General features: G+C 55.7%; 16 protein-coding genes. 4 read left to right on the top strand and 12 right to left on the bottom strand.

Annotation, left to right across the window (positions count from 1 at the left end):
- From Q3O12_RS09405 to Q3O12_RS09370, 8 genes are all read right to left on the bottom strand, one after another.
- Positions 1–210: hypothetical protein (locus Q3O12_RS09405; protein WP_301670202.1), on the bottom strand; the 210-nt coding region annotated here is incomplete at its 3' end.
- Positions 211–328: 118 nt separating this feature from the next.
- Complete coding sequence (gene hrpA / locus Q3O12_RS09400; protein WP_301670204.1) at positions 329–1,720, bottom strand: ATP-dependent RNA helicase HrpA; 1,392 nt, start codon at positions 1,718–1,720, stop codon at positions 329–331.
- 189 nt (positions 1,721–1,909) lie between these two features.
- A complete protein-coding gene (locus tag Q3O12_RS09395; RefSeq protein ID WP_301670201.1) occupies positions 1,910–3,319 on the bottom strand; it encodes a chloride channel protein in 1,410 nt (469 codons plus the stop codon).
- Positions 3,320–3,390: 71 nt separating this feature from the next.
- Complete coding sequence (gene argJ, locus Q3O12_RS09390) at positions 3,391–4,611, bottom strand: bifunctional glutamate N-acetyltransferase/amino-acid acetyltransferase ArgJ (protein WP_118784174.1); 1,221 nt, start codon at positions 4,609–4,611, stop codon at positions 3,391–3,393.
- 65 nt (positions 4,612–4,676) lie between these two features.
- On the bottom strand, positions 4,677–5,369 hold the full coding sequence (locus tag Q3O12_RS09385) for an LrgB family protein (protein ID WP_118784175.1): 693 nt from the start codon (positions 5,367–5,369) through the stop codon (positions 4,677–4,679).
- On the bottom strand, positions 5,366–5,713 hold the full coding sequence (locus tag Q3O12_RS09380) for a CidA/LrgA family protein (protein ID WP_003710651.1): 348 nt from the start codon (positions 5,711–5,713) through the stop codon (positions 5,366–5,368). The genes Q3O12_RS09385 and Q3O12_RS09380 overlap by 4 nt, the downstream gene beginning before the upstream one ends.
- A 139-nt stretch (positions 5,714–5,852) precedes the next feature.
- Positions 5,853–6,071: a hypothetical protein gene (locus Q3O12_RS09375; RefSeq protein ID WP_096108886.1), complete on the bottom strand. Its 219-nt coding sequence runs from the start codon at positions 6,069–6,071 to the stop codon at positions 5,853–5,855.
- An 18-nt stretch (positions 6,072–6,089) separates the two neighbouring features.
- Positions 6,090–6,671, bottom strand: a complete 582-nt coding sequence (locus tag Q3O12_RS09370) for a C40 family peptidase (protein ID WP_114936015.1) — start codon at positions 6,669–6,671, stop codon at positions 6,090–6,092.
- 244 nt (positions 6,672–6,915) lie between these two features.
- On the opposite strand from Q3O12_RS09370, the gene hslO reads away from it, so the two are divergent.
- Entirely contained in the window at positions 6,916–7,824 is a 909-nt protein-coding gene (gene hslO, locus Q3O12_RS09365; protein ID WP_301670203.1) for an Hsp33 family molecular chaperone HslO, read from the top strand.
- Between the two features lie 85 nt (positions 7,825–7,909).
- Here hslO and mgtE read toward each other — a convergent pair whose 3' ends face one another.
- From mgtE to purL, 3 genes are all read right to left on the bottom strand, one after another.
- Positions 7,910–9,364 (bottom strand): magnesium transporter, encoded by a 1,455-nt coding sequence (mgtE, locus tag Q3O12_RS09360; RefSeq protein WP_301670200.1) that lies wholly within the window; start codon positions 9,362–9,364, stop codon positions 7,910–7,912.
- 233 nt (positions 9,365–9,597) lie between these two features.
- A complete protein-coding gene (gloB, locus tag Q3O12_RS09355) occupies positions 9,598–10,350 on the bottom strand; it encodes a hydroxyacylglutathione hydrolase (RefSeq protein ID WP_013449586.1) in 753 nt (250 codons plus the stop codon).
- Positions 10,351–10,443: 93 nt separating this feature from the next.
- Positions 10,444–14,400, bottom strand: a complete 3,957-nt coding sequence (gene purL, locus Q3O12_RS09350; protein ID WP_301670199.1) for a phosphoribosylformylglycinamidine synthase — start codon at positions 14,398–14,400, stop codon at positions 10,444–10,446.
- 223 nt (positions 14,401–14,623) lie between these two features.
- Between purL and Q3O12_RS09345 the strand changes: the two genes are divergently transcribed.
- The 3 genes from Q3O12_RS09345 (at position 14,624) to Q3O12_RS09335 (ending at position 15,989) form a co-directional block, all read left to right on the top strand.
- The gene (locus tag Q3O12_RS09345; protein ID WP_003754652.1) at positions 14,624–14,959 is read left to right on the top strand and encodes a hypothetical protein; all 336 of its coding nucleotides are present in this window, start codon (positions 14,624–14,626) and stop codon (positions 14,957–14,959) included.
- 123 nt (positions 14,960–15,082) lie between these two features.
- On the top strand, positions 15,083–15,421 hold the full coding sequence (locus tag Q3O12_RS09340) for a P-II family nitrogen regulator (RefSeq protein WP_025456947.1): 339 nt from the start codon (positions 15,083–15,085) through the stop codon (positions 15,419–15,421).
- Positions 15,422–15,515: 94 nt separating this feature from the next.
- Positions 15,516–15,989, top strand: a complete 474-nt coding sequence (locus tag Q3O12_RS09335) for a DUF2004 domain-containing protein (RefSeq protein WP_003713577.1) — start codon at positions 15,516–15,518, stop codon at positions 15,987–15,989.
- 32 nt (positions 15,990–16,021) lie between these two features.
- On the opposite strand, the gene Q3O12_RS09330 is transcribed toward Q3O12_RS09335, so the two are convergent.
- Positions 16,022–16,780, bottom strand: a complete 759-nt coding sequence (locus Q3O12_RS09330; protein ID WP_301670198.1) for an iron ABC transporter ATP-binding protein — start codon at positions 16,778–16,780, stop codon at positions 16,022–16,024.
- Between the last annotated feature and the right edge of the window lie 46 nt (positions 16,781–16,826).

The raw sequence follows: 16,826 nt of genomic DNA, 5'->3' as shown, positions 1-16,826 counted from the left end.
GGGGGGGGGGAATGGAATATCCCATTCTAATTGAAAAGAATCAGAACCCTGAGTTAGTAGATTTAAATGATTTTGTAAATAGGTAATACTGACAGATTTGTACAATTCAGCAACTGGTGATGTGGTATTTTGTAAATAATGGGTTATACAGGCAAGTTCATGCATGTCGCTATCAAAATTCAGCTTTTTTCTGACTGTAGAATATTTCATAAATTTCATCTTCCAAATTATATTTTATACACGTTTTTTTGAATTAAAGTGGTAGCCTATTTCAAAGCGGAACCGTCTGAAATATTGAGTTTACTGATATAAACTAAGTATTCTATTTTCAGACGGCCTCCACCGCACCCAATTCCAGCAATACCTGAAAACCGTCATTAATATACCTCTGGTCGGGGGCTTCGAGAAACGGAAACGCTGCCACATCGCCCAGTTTCAACGCTGCCATGCGCAGGATAACGGCGGCGAGGTTGCTGCGGACGATTTCGGGGTCGGTGAATTTGGTGCGGCTGTTGAAATCTTCTTCTGAAAACAGCCGGATACACACGCCTGCGGAGACGCGGCCGCAGCGTCCGGAGCGTTGGCGGGCGGCAGCTTGGGAGATTTTTTCGACATGAAGCTGCTCCACTTTCGCCCGTGCGGAATAGCGTTTGACGCGTGCGAGGCCGGTGTCGATGACGTATTTGATGCCCGGCACGGTGAGCGAGGTTTCGGCGACGTTGGTTGCCAGCACGATGCGGCGTTTTGCGCCGGAGGGGTGGAAGATTTTGTGCTGCTCGGCGTGCGACAGGCGTGCGAACAGGGGCAGGATTTCGTCGTTGCGGCGTAGCGTGGATTTGCGCAGGGCTTCGGCGGCTTCGCGGATTTCGCGTTCGCCCGGCAGGAACACCAAGATATCGCCTTCGCCGTAGCGTGCCAATTCGTCCGCCGCGTCGACAATCGCGTCCGTTAGCTCCACTTCTGCGTCGTCTTCGTCTTTGCCGGTCAGCGGTCGGTAGAGGATTTCAACAGGATAGGTGCGCCCGCTCACTTCTAAAACGGGCGAGCCGTTGAAGTGTTGGGAGAAGCGTTCTGCGTCTATGGTTGCCGAGGTGATGATAACTTTCAAATCGGGGCGGCGCGGCAGCAGCTGTTTCAGGTAGCCCAAGAGGAAGTCGATGTTCAGGCTGCGTTCGTGCGCTTCGTCGATGATAATCGTGTCGTAGGCGGCGAGATAACGGTCGGTCTGGGTTTCCGCCAGCAGGATGCCGTCGGTCATCAGCTTGACGTAGGCATCGCGCGAGGTGTGGTCGGTAAAGCGTACTTTATAGCCGACCGCGCTGCCGATTTCGGATTTCAGCTCTTCGGCAATCCGCTCTGCTACGGAGCGCGCGGCCAAACGGCGCGGCTGGGTATGCCCGATTAATCCTGCCACCCCACGCCCGAGTTCCAAGCAAATCTTGGGCAACTGCGTGGTTTTGCCCGAACCGGTTTCGCCGCAAATAATCGTTACCTGATTCTTGGCAATGGCTTTTTTGATTTCTTCGAGCTTCTCGTGAACGGGCAGGGTGTTGTCGAATTCGGGTTTTGGCAATGCGGCCAAACGCTTCAAAAAGATTTCGTGCGATTTTCGGTATTTTTCTTCGACTTTGGACAAACCGCCGTATTTGTTGGGATTTTTGAAGGCGGATTGCAGGAAGTGGCGGTCTTTGGAGAGGGTTTGGGAGAAATCGGGAAACATGATTGGTGCGTGTGCGGTAAAAAATAGAATTATAGCAAACGCTTTAGTTGGGTTCGGGCAATATCGGGATGGGGAAATGCCGTCTGAAAACCGCATTCTGTCGTTCAGACGGCATTGTTGTTGAAGTTTCAAGCAGCGGCGGAACGGTATTCAAATCAAGGCGGCTGCCGTCATTTGATTGGGGGCGTTTTAATTTTCAGACGGCATTCCCGTTTTGCTGTTTGCGGCTTGCGGTCTTGCGGGCGCATTGCCGGTTTGGGAGGCGGTTTCCTGAAGCACGCGCTGGCGGAAGCGCATTCCCGATGCGTGGTAGAACGGACGCGGCGAAAACTGGCGCGAAACCTGCGAGGCGAAAATGCAGGCAATCAGCATCCAAAACAGCAGGCTTTGTCCGCCCGTCATTTCCATAACGATGACGGCGGAAGTAATCGGCGATTGTGTCGCGCCCGCTAAAAATGCCGCCATGCAGATGAGGACGATGATGTTTGCACCCTGCGATATGTCGGCGATGGCGGCGATATGCTCGCCCAAAGCCGCACCTATGGTCAGCGAGGGAGTGAAAATGCCGCCCGGAATGCCTGCCCAATAGCTGAATACGGTGGCGAGCCATTTCGCCGCCGCCAGACCGAAGGGGGCTTCGTAAACGCCGTGCAACGCCTGTGCGGCCTCGTGGTAGCCGGTGCCGTAGGTTTTGCCCTGATAAAGCGTGCCCAATGCGGCAAGCAGCAGCCCCATGACAGCCACGAGCAGCAACGGACGGTTGCGGACGAAGCCTTGGATTTTGCGCGGGGAAAATGCCGCCGCGCCCTGATAGAGCAGCCGTCCGAACAGACCGCCTGCCGCGCCGCAAACCAGCCCGGCCGCCACAACCCACATCAAAATATTTTCCAACACGCCGCCGTTGAAACCGGAAAAATACGGGTTGTTGCCCTGAATGGCGACCTGTATGAAACCGGAGGCGAGCACGCCCAAAAGAATCTGCCGCTCCCAACGCAGCATAATGCCGCGCCCGAGTTCCTCAATGGCGAAAATCACGCCTGCCAGCGGCGCGTTGAATGCGGCTGCCAAGCCGCCCGCCGCGCCTGCCGCCATCAAATCGTTTTCCTGCATCCCTTTGAATGCCAAACCGTGTTTTTTGCACCACGCGCCCCACGCGCCCATCACTGCCGCGCCGACTTGGACGGACGGGCCTTCGCGCCCGATGGACGCGCCGAACAGCATACCCAAAAAGGTCAGCGGGATTTTCAGCAGTGTCGGTTTGAGGCGGAGCAGCCGTGTTTTTTGTGCGCCGTAGGGCAGCGACAGCGAGGCGATGACTTGGGGGATGCCGCTGCCCGATGTGTATGGCGCATATTTGCGTGTAAACCAGGTGATGGCGGGTAATCCCAGCGGCAGGGCAATCCACGCGAACCACGGGTATTGCTGAACCAGGCTGGTGTTCAGTTCCAGTGCAAAGTCGGCAAGTCGGGCGAAAAACAGCGCAGTCAGGGCGACAAGCGCGGAGCCTGCCAGAAGGAACATAAAGGCGATGCTTTTGCGCGAAATGCGGCGGGTTTGGCGGATTTTGCGGCGTAGATTGCGGATAAGTGTGCGGAACATAAGGCGGTGGCGGGAAAAACGGCTTTCAGACGGTCCTGCCTGCCGGCGATGCCGTCTGAAGGCCGGCGGGTTTAGGAGCGGTAGTCGGCGTTGATGGAGACGTATCCGTGCGACAGGTCGCAGGTATAGACGGTGGCGGCGGCCTGTCCGCGATGCAGTTTGATGCGGACGGTGATTTCGTCTTTCGCCATCACCGCCTGTCCTTGCGCCTCGGTGTAGCTTGCGGCGCGTCCGCCGTGCTCGGCAACCAAAATATCGTCGAGATACATTTCCACGAGGCCGGTGTCGAGGTCGGCAATGCCAGCATAACCGATGGCGGCGAGCAGCCTGCCGAGGTTGGGGTCGGAGGCGAAAAAGGCGGTTTTGACCAGCGGCGAACGGGCGACGGCGTAGGCGGCTTGGCGCGCCTCTTCGCGGGTTTTGGCGTTTTGCACTTCGATGGTGATGAACTTGGTCGCACCCTCGCCGTCGCGGACGATGGCTTGGGCGAGTTCGAGCGCGAGGCTGCACAACAATTCTTTGAGTTGGGCGTAGCGCGGGTCGGCGATGTTGTCGATTTCGCTTTGGCTGTTTTTGCCGGTGGCGATGATGACGAAGCTGTCGTTGGTGCTGGTGTCGCCGTCAACGGTGATGGTGTTGAAGGTTTCGTCGGCGATTTCCTGCGTCATCAGTTGGAGGACGGGCTGGGAAACTTTGGCATCGGTGGCGATAAAGGCGAGCATCGTCGCCATATTCGGATGAATCATACCGGAGCCTTTGGCGATGCCGGTGGCGCGGACGGTGTGCTTTTCGCCGACTTTGCCTTCGCGCGATGCGGCTTTGGGCACGGTGTCGGTAGTCATAATGGCGCGTGCCGCAACGTCCCAAAAGGCAGGCTGCATTTTGGGCAGGGCGGCGATGATTTTATCGGCGGGCAGCGGCTCGAGAATCACGCCGGTGGAAAAGGGTAATACCTGATTGGGCAAACAGCCCGCCCATCCGGCGGCGGCGGCACAAACCGCCAAAGCGTCCTGCCTGCCTTGTTCGCCGGTGCCGGCATTGGCATTGCCCGTGTTGATAATCAGGGCGCGCACGCCGTCTTCGTCGAAAAGGTGCGATTTGGCGACGCGGACGGGTGCGGCACAGAAACGGTTGGTCGTGAAGACTGCACCGACGGTGCTGCCGGCGGCTATGTCAATCAGCGTCAGGTCGTTTTGATCGGGTTTTTTGATGCCGGCTTGGGCGGTATAAAGGGTGATGCCGTCGATGCCGTAGAGTTGTTCGGCGGTTTTTTCGGTCAGTTTGACAGCCATAACGGTTCTCCTTGTGTCGTGCGGTGTTCAGACGGCATCGTCTGCCTATGCCGTCTGAAGCGGTTTCAAAATTCTAAAAGGGGTATCATCAACGGGGCGATGAGTGCGGTTAATACGCCGTTGAGGGTTAAGCCTAATCCCGCGTATGCCGCCATACGCCGGCTGCGTTCGAGCGAGGCGGCGATGCCCATCGCGTGCGAGGCCGTGCCGAGCGACATTCCGACCGACGAGGGCATAACGACCGTGTTTTTCAACATTTTGTAACCGGCAATCTGCCCCACCAAACCGGCGATGATGACGGTGGCGGCGGTAATGGCGGGAATGCCGCCGATGGAACGGGTAATTTCGATGGCGATGGGGTTGGTTACGGATTTGGCGGCAAGCGAGAGGACGACTTCGTGTTCCGCACCCAGCCATTTGGCGAAATACATTCCCGTAACGATGCCCGTAATGCTGCCCGCAAGTTGCGAAACGATGACGGGCAGCCACTGGTTGAAGATTTTACGGCGGTTTTGGTAGAGCGGCACGGCAAGCACGACGACGGCGGGCTTGAGCCAGAAATCGATAAACTGTGCGGCGTTGTGGTACACCGCATAATCGATGTCGAGGATTTTCAGGTAGGCAATCAGCACCATGGTGCTGACGAGTACGGGGTTGCAGAAGATGTTGCCCGTGCGCTTTCTGACAATGATGGCGAGCGCGTACACGGCAAGCGTGAGGAAAAGCAGGATGCTGGGCTGCCTGAGGATTTCGTTCATCGGATAATACCCCGTATCAGGCGGTGGACTTTGCCGGTAACGATTAGGACGCACAGCGTGCTGGCGGCGGTGGCGGTCAGGATGGGAAACCAGCCTTCGGCAATCAAATCCAAGTAGCTGATGACGGCGACGCAGGGCGGTACGAGGAACAGCGTTAAGTTTGCCATCAGCGCGTCGGTCAATTCTTGCAGCCACGCGGCTTGAACCCATCCTGCCTGAAGCATGAAAAACAGGATGCCCATACCGATAATGCTGCCGGGCAGTTTGATGCCTGCAAGGAAAACGGCGGCTTCGCCGGCGGCGAGGCAGCCGAGGATGATGAGTAGTGCGCGGATGATGTTCATAGCGGGTGTCCGGATGCCGGCGTGGTATGATTTATTTTGTTAATTGTTTAATCATAACGGTATTTATGCCGTCTGAAAAGCCGGAAGGCGGAAACGGAAAACGGCACGGACGAACCGTGCCGCATCGCGCCTGCCCTGTTTAAGCTTTGCAGTAAGGGTTTTCCAAGCCCTCGATCAGCGTGTGCAGGTAAGCGCGCAACTGGTTTTCGCCGCACCCCATCAGCAACGCGTCTTCAAACGCATCTTGTGCCGTCTGATACAGTTCGGTCATGTTTTCGGTCATTACTTTGACTTTTTCGGTACAGGATACGATTTGTCCGCCATCATCGTACCATTTGGGCATTTCGGGCATACTCATTGCGTATTCCTTGGAAAATCAGTTCAAAAAGCGGGACGGATCGTTTTTCTTGACCCGGCGGGCGAACGCATATTTGCCGCTCCAATATTTGTGGCTCAGGCTGGTGATTTCGATATTTTTCCCCGTGCGCGGCGCGTGGATGAAGCGGTCGTTGCCGATATAAAGCCCGACATGGGAAATCCGGCTGCCGCCCAGCGTGCGGAAAAACACCATATCGCCCGGCTGCAATTCGCTCCGGGAAACGGGGGAGCCCATCCGCGCCTGTTCTGCCGCCGTGCGCGGCAGGTTGATGCCCATCGCGCGTCTGAAGATGTGCTGCATAAAGCCGCTGCAGTCGAAACCGGTGGCGACCGATGTGCCGCCGTAGCGGTAGGCGATGCCCAAGAGCCCCATCGCGCTGCCGATGAGTTCGTCGGCATTGCCCGCCCGCCGGTCGGGGGCTTGGTTGACGGGTAAAACGGGCTGTTCGTTTTCGGCAAACTGTTTGAGAATCTGCTCGCGGGTGCTGAGCAGGTTGGTCAACTCGTCGGCAAAGGCGGGACGGGCGGCAAATACCGACCACAATACCGCCAAAACGACCGTCTTGAGAAAAGAATCCATATCGGCGTTTCCGTGCAGGGGCATCATACCGCCGTGCGATGTTATGCTGTATCAATTAAAAATATCTTGTTGATTGTATATAAAAAAACAGGCGTTTGGCAAAAAACGGCTTGTTAGATTTAGTTAATCTATTGATTTTGTTTGTTTTATCAGATATCCGGACAGGCGCGTCCGCAGCCCGACCTTGTTTTCGCGCCGACCGCAACCATATAGCCGCCATCCGAATAACCAGTCAGGGAAAATGATGAACCGAACGCCTGCCGATTGCGCCGATGCGCGTACCCGCTTTATTTTCGACGATATGCCCGTGCGCGGGCTGCACGTCCGTCTGGAAAACGTGTGGCAGCACATTGTAAAACAGAAAAACTATCCCGCCGCCATCCGCCGCGCTTTGGGCGAGCTGTTGGCGGCGGGTGTGCTGCTGTCGGGCAATTTGAAAAACGAAGGCACGCTGATTGTGCAGGTTCAGGGGCAGGGGCGGCTGAAAATGCTGGTTGCGGAAGCGGCTTCCGACCGTACCGTCCGTGCGACCGCGCGGTGGGACGAAACGGCGGAAATCGGTGAAGATGAAAGTTTGGCCGGCCTTTTGGGCGAGGGCGGCGTATTCGTGCTGACGCTGCAGCCCAAAGACGGCGAACCCTGGCAGGGCGTAGTGCCTTTGGAAGGCGGCGGTATCGCGCAAATGTTGGCGAACTATATGAAGCGTTCCGAACAAATCGATACGCACATCGTCCTGTCTGCAAGCGACGAAGCGGCGGGCGGTCTGCTGGTGCAGCGTCTGCCCGAAGCGGTGTCGGATGAAGGAGCGTGGGAACACGTCAGTACGCTGGCGCGCACGCTGACGGCGGAGGAGCTGGCAGAATTGGATGCGCAACACGTTTTATATCGCCTGTTCCACGAAACGCCGCCGCGCGTGTTCGAGCCGGAAACGTTTGAATTTTCATGCACCTGCTCACGCGGAAAGGTCAGCGATATGCTGCTGATGCTGGGCGGGGAAGAAGTCGGCGGCGTGGTGGTGGAACAAGGCAGCATCGAAGTCGATTGCGACTTCTGCCACAGCAAATACGTGTTTGACGAAACCGATGTCAACGCGCTGTTCGGAGAGGATGTAGTCGGCGTTGCCAAAGGGCTGCCCCGGCATACCGTCCAATAATCTTGAACAACAAGGATAAATAGTCAAATGCCGTCTGAAACAGCTTCCGCTTCAGACGGCATTTTTGCGCGGGTTCGGACGGCATTCAAAGCAGGAACAGGGTGGCGAGACCCAAGAAAATCAGGAAGCCGCCGGAGTCGGTAACGGCGGTAATCAGTACCGAACTGCCCAGTGCGGGATCGCGTCCGAACTTTTCCATAATGACGGGAATCAGCACGCCGACCGTTGCCGCCAGCAGCAGGTTGAGCGTCATCGCGGCAATCATCACCAGCCCGATGCCGAGGCTGCCGTAGAGCAGCCACGAAACCGCGCCCATGACGGTTCCCCAGATAATGCCGTTGACCAGGGCGACGCCGACTTCTTTTTTCAACAGCCGCCCCGCCTGCATATCCGTCAGCTGCCCCATCGCCATCGCGCGGACAATCATGGTAATCGTCTGGTTGCCCGAGTTGCCGCCTATGCCGGCGACGATGGGCATCAGCGCGGCGAGTGCGACGATTTTTTCGATACTGCCTTCAAACGCGCCGATGACGCGGCTGGCGACAAATGCCGTACAGAGGTTGACGGCAAGCCACGTCCAGCGGTTTTTCACCGAGTCCCACACGGGTGCGAACAAATCTTCTTCTTCCTGCAGACCCGCCATATTCAGCATATCCGCTTCCGATTCTTCGCGGATCACGTCCACCATTTCGTCAACGGTAATCCTGCCGATCAGCCTTTTGCCGTCATCGACCACCGGCGCGGTAACCAAGTCGTAGCGTTCAAATGCCTGCGCCGCTTCTTCCACGTCGTCTTCGGCGCGGAAACGCACGACATCTTTCGCCATCACGTTTTCCACCAAGTCTTCGGGGTCGGCAACCAAAAGTTTGCGGATGGGCAGCACGCCTTGCAGCACGTCGTTTTCATCGACCACGAAAATCTTGTCGGTATGGTCGGGCAGGCGCTCGAAGCGGCGCAGATAACGCAGCACCACTTCGCAGGCGACATCGGCGCGGATGCTGACCAATTCGAAGTCCATAATCGCGCCGACTTGGTTGTCTTCATACGACATCGCCGCCTTGACTTGGGCGCGTTCTTCCTCGTCGCGCGTCTGCAGTGCTTCGTAAACCACTTGGTGCGGCAAATCGTCTGCCAGCTCCGCCAGTTCGTCCGCGTCCAAATCATCGACCGCCGCCAACAATTCGTCTTTGTCCATCGACTCGATCAGCGTTTCGCGGACTGCATCGGACACTTCCAGCAGCACTTCGCCGTCGTCTTCCGGTTTGACCAAAATCCAGACGATATTGCGTTCGCGCGGCGGCAGCGATTCCAACACCGCCGCCACGTCGGCAGGGTGCAGCTCGCTCAAGAGGACGGTCAGCTCGGTCAGCTTGTCGCGCAGCGGCGCGTCTTCGAGCGGTGTGCCGTTTTCGATTTGTTCAAAAGCAGGTTCGAGGATTTCGCAGAGAGAGTGGACACGGTCGAAATCGGCGGAAACGCGTTCTACATCGTTTTCGATACCGTCGTTTTCAAGGTTCGGAGGGGTTGGTTCGATGCTCATAAATGCTCCGCCCGCCGTGTGCGGGGAGGCATTCCGGCGGGATGGTTATTGCGGGTTTGAATCGGATGGGGCGTTCAGTAAAAACGAACTGGGAAGGTCCATAATAAAAGCCCGAAAAATCAGGCACGGGATTGGAAACGGCATTATTCTACTCCTTTTTGCGGGAAACGGCTTGCCGTTTGTCCGACAAAATGCCGTCTGAAGCCTTCAGACGGCATTTTTCGGAGGACAGGTCAGCGGTAGGCGTTTTTCAGTCCGCGCAGGGCGGCGAATACTTCCAAACCGCTGTTCAGCGTTTTGCCGACCAGGGCTTCGGCACGTTGGCGGACGGCGGGGATTTCTGTCCGCAAAAACGGGTTGACGCGGCGTTCGTGGGCGAGGGTAACGGGCAGGGTGGGCGTATGCTCTGCCGCTTTCAATGCCGTCTGAATGTCGGCGTTGTCCGGCTCGATATGGGCGGCAAAACGCAGGTTGGCGGCGGTGTATTCGTGCGCCGGATAAAACAGGGTGCCTTCGGGTAATTGGTCGAACCGTTGGAAGCTGTCGTAAAGTTGTTCGATTGTGCCGGTGAACACGCGTCCGCAGCCGGCGGAAAAAAGGGTGTCGCCGCAAAAGACGTGTATGCCGTCTGAAGTTTCCATGAGGTAGCTGATATGGCGGCCGGTATGGCCCGGGGTTGCCCAAACGGTAACCTGCACGTCGCCGAAGGTGAATTGGGTGCCGGCGGTTACGGTGTGGGTGGCGGCTTCGATGTCGGTTTCGCCGTAAACGGGCGATTCCATATAGGCGCGCCATAATGCGGCAGCACCGCCTTCGTGGTCGGGGTGGGGGTGTGTAACCCAGGTTTGGGCGAGCATAAGGCGGTTGCGGACGAGGAATTCCAAGACGGGCGCAGGTTCGGAAGGATCGACGCAGACGGCCCGGTTGCCGTGCTGTATCATCCAGATGTAGTTGTCGGTCAGGGCTTTGACGGGTGTGATTTTCATGAGTGTTCCCCGGCGGCGGATGCCGTTTAAAGGATGGTATGCCGGAATGCCGTCTGAAATATTTTTCAGACGGCATTGGTTTGAGTAGGGCGGTTAGCCCAAGGCTTTTCTTGCACCGGCAAAGAGGCGGTACCAGCCGGACAATTCCGTCCAGTCTTCCGGTTTCCAGCTCATTTGCGCGGCGCGGTATACGCGTTCCGGATGCGGCATCATGATGGTCACGCGGCCGTCGGCGTTGGTTACACCGGCAATACCTTGCGGCGAGCCGTTAGGGTTGAGCGGGTAGGTTTGGGTAACCTGGTTTTGTCCGTCCACATATTGCAGCGCGATGCCCAAATCAGCGGAAATATTGCCGCCGTGAAGCGCGAAGTCGGCGCGGCCTTCGCCGTGGCTGACAACGACGGGCAGGCTGGAGCCTTGCATTTCGTTCAGAATCAGCGATGCGGATTTTGGAACATGAACCATACTCAGGCGCGCTTCAAACTGTTCGCTCAAGTTGCGTTTGAACTTCGGCCAGCCCGCTGTGCCGGGGATGATTTCGGCGAGGTTGCTGACCATTTGGCAGCCGTTGCACACGCCCAATGTCAGCGTGTCCGGATCGGCAAAGAAGGCGGCAAATTGGTCGCGCAAGGCGGGGTGGAACAGAATCGATTTCGCCCAGCCTTCGCCCGCGCCGAGTACGTCGCCATAGCTGAAGCCGCCGCACGCCGCCAGCATTTTGAAGTCGGCAAGGCGGACGCGGCCTGCCATCAGGTCGGACATATGCACGTCGTAGGCATCGAATCCGGCGCGGGTGAAGGCGGCGGCCATTTCGATTTGCCCGTTCACGCCCTGTTCGCGCAGGATGGCGATTTTGGGTTTTGCTCCGCTGTTGACGAAAGGTGCGGCGATGTCTTCGTTCACGTCGAATTTCAAGTCGGCAAACAATGCGCTGCGTTCGTTGTCGCCAATCAGGGCGAACTCGCTGTCGGCGCAGGCGGGGTTGTCGCGCAGGCGTTGGATGGCGTGGCTGGTTTCCTGCCATGCCCGTTGCAGGTCGGCGCGGTTTTGTTCTAGGAAATAACCGTAACCAAAGAAAGAAACAGTCTCATTGTCAAAATCAGGAGAGCCAATCCGGCTGACCGCACCGGTTAAGCCGGCCGCTTCAAATGCCGCATCAACGTAATCCCTATCTTGTTGGCGGATTTGGATAACCGCACCTAATTCTTCATTGAATAAGATTTTAATGGCGGCATGATTATAAAGTTCGTCAGATAAGTCTTCGGCCGGGTCGCCTTGGAAATCCGGGTAATGAATCGGCAGGAATTTATCCATCAGGCAATCTATATCGGCACTGATACCACACCGCCCCGCAAACGCCATTTCCGCCAACGTGGCAAACAAGCCGCCGTCGCTTCGGTCGTGATATGCCAAGAGTTTGTCTTCGGCGACAAGCTGTTGAATTACGTTGTAAAACGCTTTCAGACGGCCTGTATCGTCCAAATCGGGCGCGTCGCCGGTCATATTGTTGTACACCTGACCGAACGCGGAGCCGCCCATACGCGCTTTGCCGAAGCCCAAATCGACAAACAGCAATACGCTGTCTTCGACGTTTTTCAATTCGGGCGTAACGGTTTTGCGTACGTCTTGAACCGGCGCGAACGCGGAGATAATCAGGCTCAACGGCGAAACGACGGATTTTTTCTCTTCGCCGTCCTGCCATACGGTTTTCATCGACAGGCTGTCTTTGCCCACGGGAATGCTCAAATCCAGTGCCTGACAGGCTTTGGAAACGGCTTCGACGGTGCGGTAGAGTTTTTCGTCTTCGCCCTCGTTGCCGCACGCCGCCATCCAGTTGGCGGAAAGTTTGATGTTGCCGATGTCGCCGATATTGACCGCCGCGATATTGGTAATGGCTTCGCCGACGCACATTCTGCCCGAGGCAGGCGCGTCAAACAGGGCGGCGGCCGGTTTTTCGCCCATAGACATCGCTTCGCCGCGATAGGTGTTGAAGCCCATCATAGTCACGGCGCAGTCGGCTACCGGGGTTTGGTATTTGCCGACCATTTGATCGCGGTGCGTCAAACCGCCGACGCTGCGGTCGCCGATAGTAATCAGGAAGTTTTTGGCGGCTACGGCAGGCAGGCGCAAAACGCGGTAGGCGGCTTCGGTAATGTCGATATCGCCCGCGTTAAACGTTTTTTTGGACGGCGCAACCGTTTTGTCGGTACGCGTGGTTTTGGGCGGTTTGCCGAGCAAGACGTTCAGCGGCAAATCGACGGGGTTGTTGGAGAATAAATCGTCGCGTACTTTCAAATGGCCGTCGCCGGTCGCCGTGCCGACTACGGCAAACGGGCAGCGTTCGCGTTCGCAGATGGCGCGGAAGGCATCCAAATCTTTTTCCAAAATCGACAAGACATAACGCTCTTGCGATTCGTTGCACCAGATTTGCAAAGGCGTTAAACCGTGTTCTTCCAGCGGCACTTCGCGCAGCTCGAATACCGCGCCGCGTCCGGCATCGTTGACCAGTTCGGGGAAGGCGTTGGACAGACCGCCCGCGCCGACGTCGTGGATGGAGATAATCGGGTTTTTGTCGCCGAGCTGCCAGCAGCGGTCGATGACTTCCTGCGCGCGGCGTTCGATTTCGGGGTTGCCGCGTTGCACGGAGTTGAAGTCCAAAGACGCGTCATTTGTACCGGTATTCATCGAAGAAGCCGCGCCGCCGCCCAAGCCGATAAGCATACCCGGGCCGCCCAGTTGGATCAGCAATGCGCCTTCGGGGATTTCGTCTTTGTGTGTTTGTTGTGCCTGAATGCTGCCCAAGCCGCCGGCAATCATAATCGGTTTGTGATAGCCGCGAACCTGGCCGTCGAATTTTTCTTCAAAGGTACGGAAGTAGCCCAAGAGATTTGGACGGCCGAATTCGTTGTTGAACGCTGCGCCGCCGATCGGGCCTTCAATCATGATGTCTAAAGGGGAAGCAATATGGCCGGGTTTGCCGTAGGCTTGTTCCCAAGGCTGCTCCAAGCCAGGGATATTCAGGTTGGAGACGGTAAAGCCGGTCAAGCCTGCTTTCGGACGCGAACCTTTGCCCGTTGCGCCTTCGTCGCGGATTTCACCGCCCGCACCTGTTGCCGCACCCGCAAACGGCGCGATGGCGGTCGGGTGGTTGTGCGTTTCCACTTTCATGATGATATGGGTGTCTTCTTCGTGGAAACGGTAGCCTTGGTTTTCTGCCGCATTCGGATAGAAACGCTCGATTTTCGTGCCTTCGATCACAGACGAATTGTCTTTATAGGCAACGACTGTGCCTTCGGGATGCGCATTGTGCGTATCGCGAATCATGCCGAAAAGGGATTTCGGTTGTTTTTCGCCATTGAGGACGAAGTCGGCGTTGAAGATTTTATGGCGGCAGTGTTCGCTGTTTGCCTGAGCGAACATCATCAATTCAACATCGGACGGATTGCGGTTTAAAGCCTGATAGTTTTCAACCAGATAATCGATTTCGTCGGCGGAGAGTGCCAAACCCATTTCGGTATTGGCTTTGACCAATGCCTCTTTACCGCCGCCTAAAACATCAACGGTAGAGAAAGTTTCGGATTCGAGATGGTGGAATAATTTGGATGCCGTCTGAAAATCGGGCAGCACGGATTCGGTCATGCGGTCGTGCAGCAACGCTGCCCATTGCTGTTTCTGTTCATCGGTAAGCGCACCTTCCAGCCACACCGCCATGCCGCGCTCGATGCGTTCGATGCCTGCCAAACCGCAATTTTCCGCGATATTGGTTGCTTTGGAAGCCCACGGCGAAATCGTACCCAAACGGGGCGTTACCAAAAATAAATGCAAGCCCTCGCGCGCTTCGGGCGTTTCTTTAACGCTTTGCGCCGCCAACAAGGCTTGCAGTTTTTCGACAGTCGCGGCATCAAGTGCTTTCTCGCTGCCGACGAAATACCAAAATTCGCTGCTTAATTTGACTTCGGGCAGGCCGAGTGCGGCGGCTTTTTGCAAGAGTTTTTCAACACGGAAATCGGAAAGGGCGGTAACGCCGCGCAAGGGCAAAACGACAGACATGATTCAGCTCACAAATGCGGTTGGGAAAATGTCATTATACGCGAAAAGGACGGTTTCGTTAGCGCGTGTAAGCGAAGAAATGTTTACAATTTTACAAATACAATCAATGTAAAAACCTTTGTCATGTCAGTCGCGTTCTGAGAAATGTAATTTATATTCTGAAATATAGTAAAATCACGTCCGCTTTTGAAATTGTTTGGACAAGCTAAGAAGGAGTTATGCAATGTTTATTGTTTGGAGTGGGAAGGGGCTTTTGGTTGTTTTGTCTCTGATTATCGGAGTTATCTGTGGTTTTGCCTTGGGAGATTGGTTGAAAGATGCAATTTCCTCAAATTTCGTTTTTATGTTAAGCCTTTGTATTGCTGCACTTTGCAACTACTTCTTTAGTAAGTGGTTTATTTCCGATAAAGTAAAAACCTATACTGACAATGAAACAGGAGAAATAATCGGCGTGAGAGACAACTCAAGCCTGTTTTTTCTGCGCAACCGGTATTGGACATGGATTTTCGTCTTTTTGGCTGCTGTTTTTTTTGTAATGTTCATAATCGAACAATTTTAGCAACGAGGCATTGATATGTATGTTTTGCATGTCAAACACATTGTTTTATCGGACAGTAATCCCCGCAGGATGTCGACTCAAGAATTTCCGTAGATGCAAATATGGAATCCTAAAGGAACAATCATGAAAAAAATCGAAGCCATCATCAAACCTTTCAAACTCGACGACGTGCGCGAAGCATTGACCGAAATCGGCATTACGGGCATGACCGTCAGCGAGGTTAAAGGGTTTGGAAGGCAGAAGGGGCATACGGAGATTTACCGGGGCGCGGAATACGCCGTCGATTTCCTGCCCAAAGTCAAAATCGAGCTGGTGTTGGCGGATGACGCCGTGGAACGCGCGATTGACGTGATTGTCGAGGTGGCGCGTTCGGGCAAAATCGGCGACGGCAAGATTTTTGTGCTGCCGGTCGAGGAGGCAATCCGTATCCGCACGGGCGAACGTTCGGACGCGGCGGTTTGAGTGTTTGGAATGGAAATGCTGTCTGAAACGCGGAATACCCCTTTTCAGACGGCAGGAAAACACCACCCTGCCAATAATTCAAGGAAAACCAATTATGCCTGTTTCACATCCTTATTTTGAAACCTTATCGGCAGGAAGCCCAGAAAACGGACCGGACGTTTGCTGGGAACGCGAGCTGCCTGTCAACGGCGATACCGTCGAAGTCTGTTTATGGACTGGCGGCGACGATGAACTGACTGCCGAAAAATTAGACGCATTCGCCGCGTTTTTAGCGCGTTTGGAAGAAGCGGACAAAATGGCCCGAGCCGCCATTGCCGAATATTTAACCGAAGACGGCGAATATTTGAATTTCCACATCACTGAAATAGAAGATGCGGACTACCCCGACAACCCCGAAGAATTTGCCCGCGCCATGCGTTTGGAGAGCATCTCTTTATGGACGGAGGAACTGCCAGACTGCGACTCGATTGTGATGGACTACATGATAGACCGAGAAAAAAGCGACGAAATACTGGCCGTCAAACTGTTCGCCGACGGCGGCATATGCGGCATCGACTGGGAAAGTTAGCCCCTTTTCAGACGGCATTTTCTTTTTGAGCTTCAGATGTGGTGGACGATGAGTTTTTTGCCTTCGTAGTCGAGTACGTCCACATCCATGTCGAACAGTTCTTTGATGTTGTGTACGGTGAACACTTCTTCGGGCGTGCCGGTCAGGGCAACTTTGCCGTTTTTCATGGCGACGACGTGGTCGGCGTAGGCGGCGGCCTGGTTGATGTCGTGCAATACGACGACGGTAGTGCGTTTGTGTTCATCGGTCAGCCGGCGCAGGATTTGCATGAGGGAGCGGGCATGATACATGTCGAGGTTGTTCAGCGGTTCGTCCAGCAAAACGTAGTCGGTGCGCTGGCAGAATACCATGGCAATCATGGCGCGTTGGCGTTGGCCGCCGGAAAGCTCGGTCAGGTAGCGGTCGGCGAAGTCTTGCAGGTGGAACTCGGCAAATGCTTCTTTGACGATGGTTTTGTCGTTTTCAGACGGCCTGCCTTGGTGGTAGGGATAGCGGCCGAACATGAGCAGGTCGCGCACGGTAATGCGGCTCATGATGCTGTTTTCTTGGGTGAGGATGGAGAGCGTGCGGGCGAGTTCGGCGGTAGGGGTGGTTTTGATGTCTTTACCTGCGTAGCTGATATTGCCGTGTACCAAGGGCTGCAGGCGCGCCATAAAGGAGAGGAGGGTGGACTTGCCTGCGCCGTTCGGGCCGATCAGCGCGGTAATGCCGCCTTCGGGAATGTCGAGGCTGACGTCGTTGAGGATGGGGTTGCTGCCGATGGTGTGGCTGACGTTGCGGATGGTAATCATAGGCGGGTCCGAAAATGGAAATTGGGGTTTCAGACGGTCTTTAAAT

It is taken from the genome of Neisseria benedictiae, assembly GCF_958267435.1.
GTDB lineage: Bacteria > Pseudomonadota > Gammaproteobacteria > Burkholderiales > Neisseriaceae > Neisseria > Neisseria bergeri.
Note: the sequence above shows the minus strand (reverse complement) of the source record. Positions and strands in the feature narration are given on the sequence as shown.